Origin of the sequence: Psychromonas aquatilis (assembly GCF_038155185.1) — a bacterium.
GTDB lineage: Bacteria > Pseudomonadota > Gammaproteobacteria > Enterobacterales > Psychromonadaceae > Psychromonas > Psychromonas aquatilis.
Genome location: NZ_JBAKAZ010000005.1, coordinates 1 through 12,365 on the forward strand (window position 1 = coordinate 1; position 12,365 = coordinate 12,365).

Annotated in this window: 9 protein-coding genes and 1 pseudogene; 4 read left to right on the top strand and 6 right to left on the bottom strand. The window is 38.2% G+C overall.

The window, feature by feature from the left end:
- Window positions 1-776, bottom strand: a pseudogene (locus V6256_RS01905) (IS256 family transposase); the annotation flags it as partial.
- A 546-nt stretch (window positions 777-1,322) separates the two neighbouring features.
- Between V6256_RS01905 and rph the strand changes: the two are divergent.
- Both rph and pyrE read left to right on the top strand, forming a co-directional pair.
- Complete coding sequence (rph, locus tag V6256_RS01910) at window positions 1,323-2,042, top strand: ribonuclease PH (RefSeq protein ID WP_341596301.1); 720 nt, start codon at window positions 1,323-1,325, stop codon at window positions 2,040-2,042.
- Between the two features lie 4 nt (window positions 2,043-2,046).
- Complete coding sequence (gene pyrE, locus V6256_RS01915; RefSeq protein ID WP_341596302.1) at window positions 2,047-2,688, top strand: orotate phosphoribosyltransferase; 642 nt, start codon at window positions 2,047-2,049, stop codon at window positions 2,686-2,688.
- 121 nt (window positions 2,689-2,809) lie between these two features.
- Here pyrE and V6256_RS01920 read toward each other — a convergent pair whose 3' ends face one another.
- The 3 genes from V6256_RS01920 to V6256_RS01930 are packed head-to-tail and all read right to left on the bottom strand — an operon-like array spanning window position 2,810 to window position 7,605.
- The gene (locus tag V6256_RS01920) at window positions 2,810-5,890 is read right to left on the bottom strand and encodes a multidrug efflux RND transporter permease subunit (protein ID WP_341596303.1); all 3,081 of its coding nucleotides are present in this window, start codon (window positions 5,888-5,890) and stop codon (window positions 2,810-2,812) included.
- 8 nt (window positions 5,891-5,898) lie between these two features.
- On the bottom strand, window positions 5,899-7,020 hold the full coding sequence (locus V6256_RS01925) for an efflux RND transporter periplasmic adaptor subunit (RefSeq protein WP_341596304.1): 1,122 nt from the start codon (window positions 7,018-7,020) through the stop codon (window positions 5,899-5,901).
- 3 nt (window positions 7,021-7,023) lie between these two features.
- Window positions 7,024-7,605: a TetR/AcrR family transcriptional regulator gene (locus V6256_RS01930; RefSeq protein ID WP_341596305.1), complete on the bottom strand. Its 582-nt coding sequence runs from the start codon at window positions 7,603-7,605 to the stop codon at window positions 7,024-7,026.
- 185 nt (window positions 7,606-7,790) lie between these two features.
- Between V6256_RS01930 and rep the strand changes: the two genes are divergently transcribed.
- Together rep and V6256_RS01940 are read left to right on the top strand one after the other, a co-directional pair.
- On the top strand, window positions 7,791-9,800 hold the full coding sequence (gene rep, locus V6256_RS01935; RefSeq protein WP_341596306.1) for a DNA helicase Rep: 2,010 nt from the start codon (window positions 7,791-7,793) through the stop codon (window positions 9,798-9,800).
- Between the two features lie 167 nt (window positions 9,801-9,967).
- Entirely contained in the window at window positions 9,968-10,699 is a 732-nt protein-coding gene (locus V6256_RS01940; protein WP_341596307.1) for a glutathione peroxidase, read from the top strand.
- A gap of 71 nt (window positions 10,700-10,770) precedes the next feature.
- Here the strand turns inward: V6256_RS01940 and ubiA are convergent, their stop codons facing one another.
- Window positions 10,771-11,640, bottom strand: a complete 870-nt coding sequence (gene ubiA / locus V6256_RS01945) for a 4-hydroxybenzoate octaprenyltransferase (protein WP_341596308.1) — start codon at window positions 11,638-11,640, stop codon at window positions 10,771-10,773.
- Window positions 11,637-12,191, bottom strand: a complete 555-nt coding sequence (locus V6256_RS01950; RefSeq protein WP_341596309.1) for a chorismate--pyruvate lyase family protein — start codon at window positions 12,189-12,191, stop codon at window positions 11,637-11,639. The genes ubiA and V6256_RS01950 overlap by 4 nt, the downstream gene beginning before the upstream one ends.
- Window positions 12,192-12,365: the final 174 nt, after the last annotated feature.

Sequence of the window (12,365 nt, forward strand, 5' to 3'; positions counted from 1 at the left end):
ATAAATTCCTTTTAAATCACCAGTAAGTTCTTTGTAATCCTTCCAAGGCACGTACTTTACCGAGTTTCGGACCATATGTACGATACAGAGTTGTATCTGTGCTTCTGGGTAAACGGTGTTAATCGCATCAGGAAAGCCTTTGAGGCCATCAATACAGGCGATTAAGATATCTTTAACGCCTCGATTTTGAAGCTCAGTCAACACGTTAAGCCAGAACTTAGCGCCTTCATTTTCAGACATCCACATGCCCAATAGCTCTTTCTGACCTTCCATATTAACGCCCAATGCAAGATAGACCGCTTTATTAATCACTCGTTTATCCTGGCGAATTTTAAGTACAATACAATCAAGATAAACGATAGGGTAGACGCTATCTAATGGCCTAGATTGCCATTCGACGACTTGCTCAATAACCGAATCAGTAATTCTTGAAATAAGCGAAGCAGAAACATCAGCACCTTGTCATCCATAGAAGTAAAACGAGTTTGTTGTTTTTTGACTAGTTGAGGCTCAAACGAGCCTTCTCTGTCACGGGGAGTTTCAAGTTCAAATTGCCCATCATCAGTAATGATAGTTTTGCTTGAAGTGCCGTTACGGCTATTACTGGTAGATGATTGACGATGTTTAGAGTAACCGAGGTGCTCATCTAACTCTGCGTTTAATGCAGCTTCAACGGTTATCTTGGTTAACATCTGACTGAAGTTGTTGAGGTCTTTTTCTGTTTTTAATGTTTTAGCGGCTTCACGAGCAAACGCTTCTAATTGTTTCTGATCCATAACTGCTTATCCTTTTCCAAATAGTAGGATTATAAATAAGCAGTTACACAGTTTTTATTACAGTCTCTAGTACTTAGTTGTTATTAGTAGACCGCTTAACCATATCATCAACCGTTGCAATAGGATCTTCTGCATCATCTATGTGATACGTGAGTATTGAAACCATTAAATTATAATCGATGTGTTTTAATCTTATTAGCATCAATAGCTAGCTCCTCTTCAACATTGTTATTGACTGATATTTCCTTTACTTTGTTAGATCCCTTCATCAAATCATCCCTACATTACCTGTGACTTTTTGTTGCAAAATTGAGATTGTATCCAGCGAAGTTTTTATTATTTTAGTTTGGCTTAACTATCTAAATTCTGATGATGGAAAGTCATTCTTCATTTTATCAAAATTGATGGTGCTAAGATTCGCTTCATCACTTGTGCGTAGATTTACAAAAGAGCGTTAATAACGACAATAAGGCTTTTCTATCTATTTTGCAGGGGACACTATTACAGGTATAATCGCCGCTAATTTTTATGAGAAGGCTTCGCTATATGCGTGCAACGAAACGAACACCAGAACAAAGCCGTAATGTAAAAATTACCCGTCATTATACTGATTACGCTGAAGGATCTGTCCTAATTGAAGTAGGTAATACAAAAGTATTATGTAACGCTTCTGTGACGTCTTCAGTTCCTCGCTTTTTAAGAGGGCAAGGTAAAGGATGGGTGACGGCTGAGTATGGGTTGTTACCTCGTGCAACACATTCACGTAACCAACGTGAGGCCGCTCGAGGGCAGCAAAGCGGACGCACATTAGAAATTCAGCGCTTAATTGCCCGTTCGTTAAGAGCCGCGGTTAATTTAAAGGCGTTAGGTGACCATACGATCACCATTGATTGTGATGTTATCCAAGCTGATGGTGGTACACGTTGTGCTTCTATTACTGGTGCGTGCATTGCGTTGGTGGATGCATTGCGTTGGATGGTCGCGCAAGGAAAATTAAAGAAGAGCCCATTAAAGCAGATGATCGCAGCGGTTTCAGTAGGTATTTATAAAGGCACCCCTGTATGTGACCTAGATTATGCCGAAGATGCGAAAGCTGAAACTGATATGAACATTGTGATGACTGAAACAGGTGGCATGATAGAGATTCAAGGTACCGCTGAAGTAGGTACTTTTAGTCATGAACAGCTATTAGCTATGTTGAGTCTAGCAAACAACAGTATTAAAAATTTAATCATTGAACAAAAAAAAGCCTTAAGCGCGGAGTAAAATAATGAAAGATTATCAAAAAGAGTTTATTGAATTTGCTATCGAAAAACAGGTACTAAAATTTGGCGAGTTTACTTTAAAATCAGGACGTATTAGCCCTTACTTCTTTAATGCGGGCCTGTTTAATACTGGTAGAGATTTAGCGCGTTTAGGGCGCTTTTATGCTGCAGCATTACAAGATGCGGGTATTGACTATGACCTATTATTTGGCCCTGCTTATAAAGGGATCCCAATTGCAACAACTACAGCCGTTGCACTATCAAATGATTACGATTTAGATATCCCATACTGCTTTAACCGTAAAGAAGCAAAAACACACGGTGAAGGTGGTAGTTTAGTGGGTTCTGAGTTAACAGGAAAAATAATGCTGGTGGATGATGTGATCACAGCCGGTACAGCTATTCGTGAATCAATGGATATCATCAATGTACATAAAGCAGAATTAGCCGGTGTATTGATTGCATTAGATCGTCAAGAAAAAGGTAAAGCAGAGCTTTCTGCGATTCAAGAAGTTGAGCGTGATTACAGTGCTAAAGTTATTTCTATTGTGAAACTAGCAGATGTGGTGAGTTACCTAGAAACATTGCCATCAATGCAACAACACCTTGAGTCAGTAAAAGCATACCGCGAACAGTACGGTATTTAATGACACTTTAAATAGATAGTTGGTTTGAAATATTGATTATTGAATTAAAAAAATGCCACCTAATGTGCTAAAAGACATTAGGTGGCATAACATTTAATCATCTAAGTTATTATTTGATTACTTACTTCTCATTTACCTTCAATGTTTTACCTTCTTCAAACTCAGGAATCTGTTTATGATCGCTGGCAATGAAAGAATAAATAACCGGTAAAATAAATAGCGTAAACAGCGTACCAATCGATAAACCTGCAACAATTACGATACCAATACCAAAACGACTTACTGCACCAGCACCCGTTGCAAATAATAAAGGAACCAGTCCTGCTACCATTGCCGCTGTGGTCATTAAGATTGGACGTAAACGTATTGAAGCCGCTTTTTTAACTGCACTGATTTTATCTAAACCATGATGTAGCTGCTCTTCTTTAGCAACTTCTGCAATTAAAATACCGTGTTTAGTAATTAAACCAACCAAGGTGATTAATCCAACTTGAGTATAGATATTCATACTCGCAGCACCCCAAGCTAAGGCGACTAAGGCACCACTGATCGCTAACGGTACAGTCATTAGAATAACTAATGGGTCACGTATACTTTCAAATTGGCTAGCTAATACCAAGAAGATAATGAATAGCGCTAAGATGAAAGTGACATATAACGCGCCGCCTTCAGATACAAATTGACGAGATTCACCCAAGTAATCATGACGATAACCTTGTGGTAACTTAGTTGTTGCCATCTCTTCAAAGAAGGTTACCGCTTGTCCCATCGTACTACCTGGTGCAAGTACTGCCCCAACTGTTGCACTATTTAATTGATTAAAGTGTGGTAGAGAACGAGGCTCTGCAACAACATCAATACTAATGAGTTCACTTAACGGTACCATGTCATTATTTTTTGCGCGCACATAAAGATCGCCTAGTTTATCTGGTGATAGTCGATATTTACGTTCTACTTGTGCAATTACCTCATAGCTACGGCCATCTAAGTCGATACGATTTAAATAGCCATCACTTAGCAATGTCCCTAATGTCACACCAATATCTTGCATGGTAATGCCGTATGCGCCGGCTCTATCACGGTCAATCTTGATGTTCATTGTTGCTGAATCAAATGCTAAATCTAATTCAGAATAAACAAATGTTGGGTTTGCTTGTGTCTCTGCTAATACATCTGAAGCAATACTCACTAAGCTTTCAAATGGGTTAGAAGTAGTGATTACGAATTGCACCGGCAAGCCGCCTGAAGAACCTGGTAGCTCAGGCATTTGGAATGCAGTTGTGGCAACCGAAGGAATATCATTAAACTTAGGTGTTAATGTTGCTGATAGTTCCTTTGGATCTTTTTCACGTTGGCTCCAAGTTTTCATAATCGCAATACCAAATGCTTGGTTTGCGTTAGGAATACCTGACATCGCTAAACTACTTTCAACTTCTGGTTGTTTCGCAATTTCTCCCGTTACAACACGCATACTATTTTCAATAAAGTCCAAGTTCGCATTAGCTGGTGCTTTTGAAAGCATCATTAATGCACCTTTATCTTCACTTGGTGCTAACTCTGAAGGGATAAACTTGAATAAAAAAGGTAATGAAGCAAAAACCAATAGAGCAAATAAAATCACAGCAGGGCGACGCAACATGATCGTATCTAAGATACGTCCGTATTTATTCGTTAACCCTGTTAGTGCTTTATCAACACCACGTTCAAAACGGTTCGGTTGGTGGTTACTTTCTAGCATTTTACTACACATCATTGGCGATAGTGTTAATGCGACAATACCTGATACAAATACTGCGCCGGCGAGTGTTAATGCAAACTCGGTAAATAAAGAGCCGGTGATACCGCCCATTAACGCAATCGGTGCATATACAGCAGCCAAGGTAATGGTCATAGTAATAACCGGTACCGCGATTTCACGCGTACCAATGATTGCTGCACGAAACGGTTCTTCCCCAGCTTTGATATGTCTATCAATATTTTCTACAACAACAATTGCATCATCAACTACCAGACCAATCGCTAAAACCATGGCTAATAGTGTCATTAAATTGATAGTAAAACCAAACATCTGCATTACTACTGCAACACCAATCAATGAAAGTGGAATGGTAATAATAGGGATGATAACTGCGCGCCATGAGCCTAAAAATAGAATCATAACGATTAATACAATTAAACCTGCTTCAGCAATGGTTTTAACAACTTCGTTAATTGATTCCTCAATGGCTAGCGTTGAGTCATATAAAACCTTCATGTCAATCGAGCTTGGGTTACTTTTTTCCAAGTCCGGTAACATTTCTCTTACATCAGCTGTAATATCCAATGGATTTGCTGTTGGTGCTGCATCAATTGCGACAACAACTGCATCGTTACCATTGGCCATTGCACGGTAAGTATCATGACTTTTCTCTAGTGAGACACGTGCAATATCTTGAAGGTGAATAGTTTTTCCATCTTCACGAGTTGCAACAACTAAGTTCTCTAGTTCAGCTGCATCTTTTACTTGTGTTTCACTATTACCATTATACAAGGTGAAGTATCCCATCGCTTGGCCTGCAGCTGATTGGATATTATTTGCCTGTAAAATGGTGACAACTTCAGAAGTGCTGAGACCAAAGCCAGCCATGCGTTCAGGATCTAACCAGATACGCATTGCAAACTTAGTACCGCCGTATAAATTAACTTTTGCTACACCATTGATACTAAAGAGTTGTGGCTTAATAACACGCTCTAAGTAATCGGTGATTTGGCTAGAGTTAAGATCTTTACTTGAGAAAGCAATATAGATAACAGAAGTAGTGGATCCTGTACTAACATCAATGGTTGGATCTTCCGCTTCACTTGGTAGCTGAGAACTTACACTGTTAACTTTAGCTAAAATATCAGCTACCGCGCCACTTGGATCAGTATTCAACTTCATATTAACGGTAATGGTTGAACTACCAGAGAAACTTTGCGAGCTGATAAAATCGATGTTATCAGCCTGCGCAATAGCCTGCTCTATGGGTTGGGTGATAAAGCCCTGAATCAAATCCGCATTAGCGCCGTAATAGCTGGTGGTTACGGTGACTACGGTGTTGGTCATGTCTGGGTACTCACGTACCTGCATTTTGCTTAGCGCTTGTATTCCCAATAAGACAATTAACAAGCTCAAAGAGATTGCTAAAATGGGGCGCTTTATAAAGGTATCTGTAAATTTCATTCAATGACCTATAGTGATGGAAGAACAGATGGAGCCGCTAGCGTGTCAGACTCAACAATTTTGACATGAGATCCATTACTTAATCGAATTTGACCGCTTGTTACAATTTGATCATTTTCGTTTAAACCTGATAGCACATGCACCTTGTCATCTTTGGTTTTACCTAAAGTGACTATTTGTTGTTTCGCTTGTAGGAACGTTTTGCCATCTTCAGTGGTTTGCTCCGTCAGCACATAAACTGTTTCACCATATAAAGTGTAATTAATAGCAGTACTTGGGATGATTACCTGCTTCTCTACTGTCGGCAAAATAATATTGGCTTTGGCAAACATACCTGAACGTAAAATTTGTTCATCGTTTGGTATAGAAGCTTGTATTTGCACCACACCACTTTGATAGTTAACCGCAGGCTCAATAGCAGAAATGCTACCAGTGAAGCTAGTATCAGGCTGGGCATCTACAAAGACTTCCATTGCTTGACCAAGATGTACTTTTTTCAAGTCATTTTGTGCAATAGTAAAGCGCATTTGCATACGGCTAACATCTTCTAAACGAACGATATCTGAACCACTTGCTAAATATTGACCTAAGAAAACATTACGTAAGCCAGTAATACCAGAAAAAGGAGCACTAATTGTACGTAGCGCAATAGTCGCTTCATAGCCTTCTATTTCACCTTTAAGGGCATAGTATTCTGCTTCTGCATCATCCACTTCACCCTGTGAAACAGAGCCTCGCTTAAATAACGCTTTAATACGCGTATAGTTACGGTAGATTGCTGGTAATCTTGCTTTAGCCGCTTTTAAATTAGCTTTTTCAACTTCACTATCAAGGTAAACGATAGGCTCGCCTTGTTCTAGCTTTTGCCCAGATTCAAAATTGATTTTAGCGACTTTACCTGCCACTTCATTAGCAATAGTCACACCTTGAATCGGCTCAATAAAGCCAATCGCTCGCAGGTGCGGTGTCCAATCTTCTAATTTAACAGTGGTGGCTGTCACTGGAAATTCAGGTATTGGCATTGAAGCAAGGTATTCTTTAATCTTTTGTGCTTTAAACATATTAAAGCCAATGACACTGCCAAATACGACGATTGCCAAGATAATTGCTGAAGCTATCCATTTTTTCATTAGTTAATCCTGTTGGTTAAAATCTGGGTTTTGAATGATTGCCCAAGAAGCATCTCGAACCTTTTTTAATTCTGTTTGATTGGGTTCATATCTGCCTCTAATAACTTGTTTTGCTAATGCAATCGAAGTATCAAAACTAACTGAGAAGAGTGCAAATAAATCCCAATCCAAAAATCTTTTGGAATCTATACCTTGTTGGTAAAAATCAAATAATCGCTTAAATGTTTGATCCTCAAATAGGTTGATTTCTGTTTGGTGCATATTAGGAACAAAATGTAACATTTCAATTAAAGTTAAACGTTTAGGGGTAGATAAAACACAGTGAAATGCATTTTCCCAAACCAAATCATACTTTTCTTTAGCAGATAGGCTATCTTGCCAACCATTAAATAGTTTAGCTGCGGCATCTTCTCTGATGAACTTATTCAACTCACATAATAACGCTTCTTTATTAGCAAAATAGCGGTAGATGGTGCCTATCGCGACTTCTGCAGCTTCAGCAACATGCTGCATCGAGAAAGCATAAAAGCCATAAGTAGCTAATACTGTTTCAGACGCATTTAATATTTGAGTTCTTTTGCTCATGATCTAACTTTAAGTAATGAATGAATGTTCATTATCATTTTTATAAAGTGTTAATGCAATCTTAAAGTGTAATTTGTTTAAATTAGCTTTGTTAGCAAACTCAAAATTGCAAAAAAGCTTGCTAGCTTTCGCTGTAAAGATAAGTAAAATCTAATGATTTTTTCTTTGAAATATTAGGGTAATTCATGAAATTAAATCCTGGTCAGGATGCGGCTGTTAAAATGATTTCTGGACCGTGTTTAGTACTTGCGGGTGCGGGGAGCGGTAAAACACGTGTTATTACTAATAAAATTGCTTATTTAGTACAGCATTGTGATTACCATGCTAAAAACATTGTCGCGGTGACTTTTACTAATAAAGCAGCCCGAGAAATGAAAGAAAGGGTGAGTGAAACTTTAGGACGAAAAGAGTCGCGAGGACTCATGGTCTCTACTTTTCATTCGCTTGGTTTAGAAATCATTAAACGAGAAGTGAAAACACTTGGTATGAAAGCTGGTTTTACGCTGTTTGACGATCAAGATACCTTGGCCCTGCTCAAAGAGTTAACAGAAAAGCAGTTGAAAGAAGATAACGATCTTTTAAAAGCATTAGTGACTCAAATATCTAGTTGGAAAAATGCATTAATCTTACCTAATCAAGCGATTAAACAAGCAAAAGGTGAGAGGGATGTGGTTTTTGCACATTGTTACGATTTATATCAACGTCAATTAAAAGCCTATAATGCTTTAGACTTTGATGACCTAATTGTTCTCCCTACTTTATTATTAAAATTTAAAGAAGAAGTCCGTTTACGTTGGCAGAAAAAAATACGTTATCTATTAGTCGATGAATATCAAGATACGAACACCAGTCAGTATGAACTTATTAAAGCACTAGTGGGTGAGCGAGCACGTTTTACTGTGGTAGGAGATGACGATCAATCGATTTATTCGTGGCGTGGCGCACGGCCTGAGAATTTAGTGCTCTTACAGCGAGACTTTCCGCAATTAAAAGTGATTAAATTAGAACAAAATTACCGTTCTAGCCAACGTGTTTTAAAAGCGGCAAATGTATTAATTGCTAATAACCCACATGAGTTTGATAAACGCTTATTTAGTGAGCTAGCTTACGGTGATTCATTAAAAGTATTACTTGCTAAAAATGAACAAAATGAAGCAGAGCGTGTAGTGATGGAACTATCGGGCCATAAGTTTATGAATGGCTCGCGCTTTAAAGATTACGCTATTTTATACCGTGGTAATCATCAAAGTCGTTTATTAGAAAAAGTCATGATGGAAAATCGTATCCCTTATAAAATCAGTGGGGGAACGTCTTTTTTTGCACGTAGTGAAGTGAAAGATATCATGGCGTACCTGAAACTATTGGTGAATCATGATGATGAAAATGCCTTTATTCGTGTGGTCAATAAGCCCCCGAGAGGCATTGGCGCTGTCAGTCGTGAAAAACTAGGTAATTATGCCAATATGCGCCACATTAGTATGTTTGCCGCGAGCTTCGAAATAGGTTTAGAGCAAACATTAACGGGTAAAGGGCTACAATCCTTACAAGCATTCACCCGTTGGTTGGTAGAGCTGAACGACCGTCTTAAAAAAGAAGATGATATTGATGTCGTACGGGATTTAATCCGTGATATCGGTTATGAAGACTGGTTATATGAGAATAGCCCAAGTCCCAAAGCGGCAGAGATGCAAATGAAAAATGTATCGACTTTATTTAAATGGGTCACGGAGATGCTGAAAGGTGATGATTTAGATGAAGAAATGACTTTAGAGCAAGTCGTGGCAAGGCTTACATTACGTGATATGTTATCTCGTAATGAAAATGAAGAAGAATTAGATCAAGTGCAGTTGATGACACTACACGCATCAAAAGGCCTAGAGTTTCCATATGTTTATATGATTGGCATGGAAGAGGGGTTATTACCACACCAAGTGAGTATTGATGAAAATAATGTTGAAGAAGAGCGTCGACTTGCTTATGTTGGTATTACTCGTGCACAAAAAGAGTTGACCTTCACATTAGCTAAAGAGCGAAGCCAATATGGTGAAACCATTAACCCAGTACCAAGTCGTTTTTTAAATGAATTACCTGTTGAAGATGTTGAGTGGGAAAGTGGCCCTAAAAAGCGAACCGAAGAACAAAAAAAACAAGTCGCGGATAAAGGCATTGCTAGCTTAAAAGCATTATTTGATTGAACAATATTTAGCGCGGAAAACAGTGAGTTTTCACCATTCATTTGTAGATAGTATTTAATTATTACACGTTACACATTAGCGACCTATAATGGTTGAGTAGTTTTTATATAATACCCGTCGCAACAAACATAAGTTTGTTAGCAATCTTAAATAGTTAGGAGCAATACATGTTAGAGAATATCGAAGGCCAGACAGTACCGTCAGTTACTTTCCCTACTCGTAAAAATGACGAATGGATTAACGTCACTACAGATGAATTATTTAAAGGGAAAACCGTTGCTGTGTTTTCTTTACCGGGTGCATTTACGCCGACTTGTTCATCAACTCATTTGCCGCGTTACAATGAGCTTGCCGATGTATTAAAAGAGAATGGTGTAGATGATATTGTTTGTATCAGTGTTAACGATACATTTGTTATGAATGCATGGTTAGCAGATCAAGAAGCATCAAACATTACTGTAATACCTGATGGGTGTGGTAAATTCTCTCAAGGTATGGGCATGTTAGTTGATAAAAGTGATATTGGCTTTGGTAAGCGTAGCTGGCGTTACAGTATGTTAGTTAAAGACGGTGTTATTGAGAAAATGTTCATTGAACCAAATAAACCGGGAGACCCGTTTGAGGTTTCTGATGCGGATACAATGCTCAATTATCTTAACCCACAAGCTAAAGCACCTTCAGCTGTTGCCTTATTCACTAAGCCTGGTTGTTCTTTCTGTATGGAAGCAAAAGCGGCGCTTAAAGAGAATAACATCGCTTTTGAAGAAATTGTATTGGGCAAAGATGCAACTAGCGTAAGTTTAAAAGCAATCACAGGTGAAACAACAGTTCCACAGATATTTGTTGATGGTAAGCATTTAGGTGATAGCCATGCTGCAATTGCTTTTGCAAATAGCTAATTAAGCAAACTACTTAATTTTTGCAAAGCGCATGCTTTTATCATAAAGCATGCGCTTTTTTATGCTTAGCGCTAAATGAGGTAAGTTAAAATAAAGCCAATAAAAATAACACAACCAACATAGTTATTGTCTAAAAAAGCTTTAAAACAAGCGGCTCTTTGTCTTTGATGAATTTGTTTTTGCTGGTGGATAAATAATAGGGCTGCACAGCCTAATGTCATATAAAAATAGACATTCAAAGACGCTAAAATGCCGACAGTAGTAAGCAGTATTAGCGTGATTATTTGTAATAATCCAATGATTAATTTGTCATACTTCCCAAACAATATAGCAGTGGATTTGATACCAATCTTAAGATCATCTTCCTTATCAACCATGCCATACATAGTGTCATAGGCCACAGTCCAGGTTAAATTAGCAATAAATAATAACCAAATGGAAAGGTCTAGCGCGTTTGCTTGAGCAGCGTAAGCCATTGGAATTGCCCAACTAAAAGCAAGTCCCAAAAAAAATTGAGGAAGATGTGTAAAGCGCTTCATAAAAGGATAAATAAACGCTAATAACAAACCAATGAAGGAAAGTTGAATAGTTAATATGTTTTGCGTAAGAACCAGCAGAAAAGAGCAGCTAGCCAGCCCTAAAAAAAGAATAACAGCTTCTTTGCTGGTGGCTCTACCTGAAGGTAAAGGCCTGTTTTTAGTACGTTCAACAAAGCCATCTACTTTCCTGTCTGCAAAGTCATTAATCACACAACCCGCACTGCGCATTAGAAATACCCCTAAACAAAAAACAACTAATGTGCCTAAGTTTGGTGTACCTTCTGCTGCTAACCATAGCGCCCAAAGTGTTGGCCAGAGCAATAAGAGAGTACCGATGGGTTTTTCGATACGCATCAGCTGCATTAAGGCCTGACACTTAGGTCGAGTAAAGTAGGTGATCATTGATAAATTCCAGAGGCAGGTAAAAATACTTCAGTGACTAAAAGAGGATTGTTTTCGATATAAAAAAGCGATCGTCTGGCCCATAAAGAGTGATGACAAGTTTGTTGTAATGATTCACAGAGTTGATGAATCGGTGATCCGACTAAAAACTCTGCAACCTCTATTTCTCCTCGCTTTAAACTCTTTTCTTGAAATAAAAATTTCCCTAAAGGTTCCTCTCCAATGTGCTCGAGTTGTTGATATTTACTTGAAATAGTTTGTTGTGGAATTTCTGTTTGTGCAAATACATTTGCAACATGGTTACACTTTAATAAAACTTCTCTAACCAATACGGTTTCCGATGAAGGAAAGTAAGATGAAAGGGCATCTTGTTTTGTATCTGTTTTAGTTTGTAATTTTACTTCTACAGAAAAATTTTCTGCCTTTGCTTCAAGCTTCTTAGTAAGTGATGCTTGATCTACTAACCAAGATGCGACTTCTGGCGTGCAACTAATGTTATCCACATTCTTTTTCCATTCAGTAGATAATGCTATATTGAGTAATTTATTCAAGGTACGGCCTTTGATGTTAATTATTTTCAGCTTGTTAGTCGCGATACTATTAATTTGCTGCCTGTAAAGTATAACGAAGTCATTATAATGCCAATAATAGCATGCTAACGTTACCTGTTAACTTTAACAACGTGAGGGTTGTTATAAGCAGATAACTCACTTTCTTAAACAAGT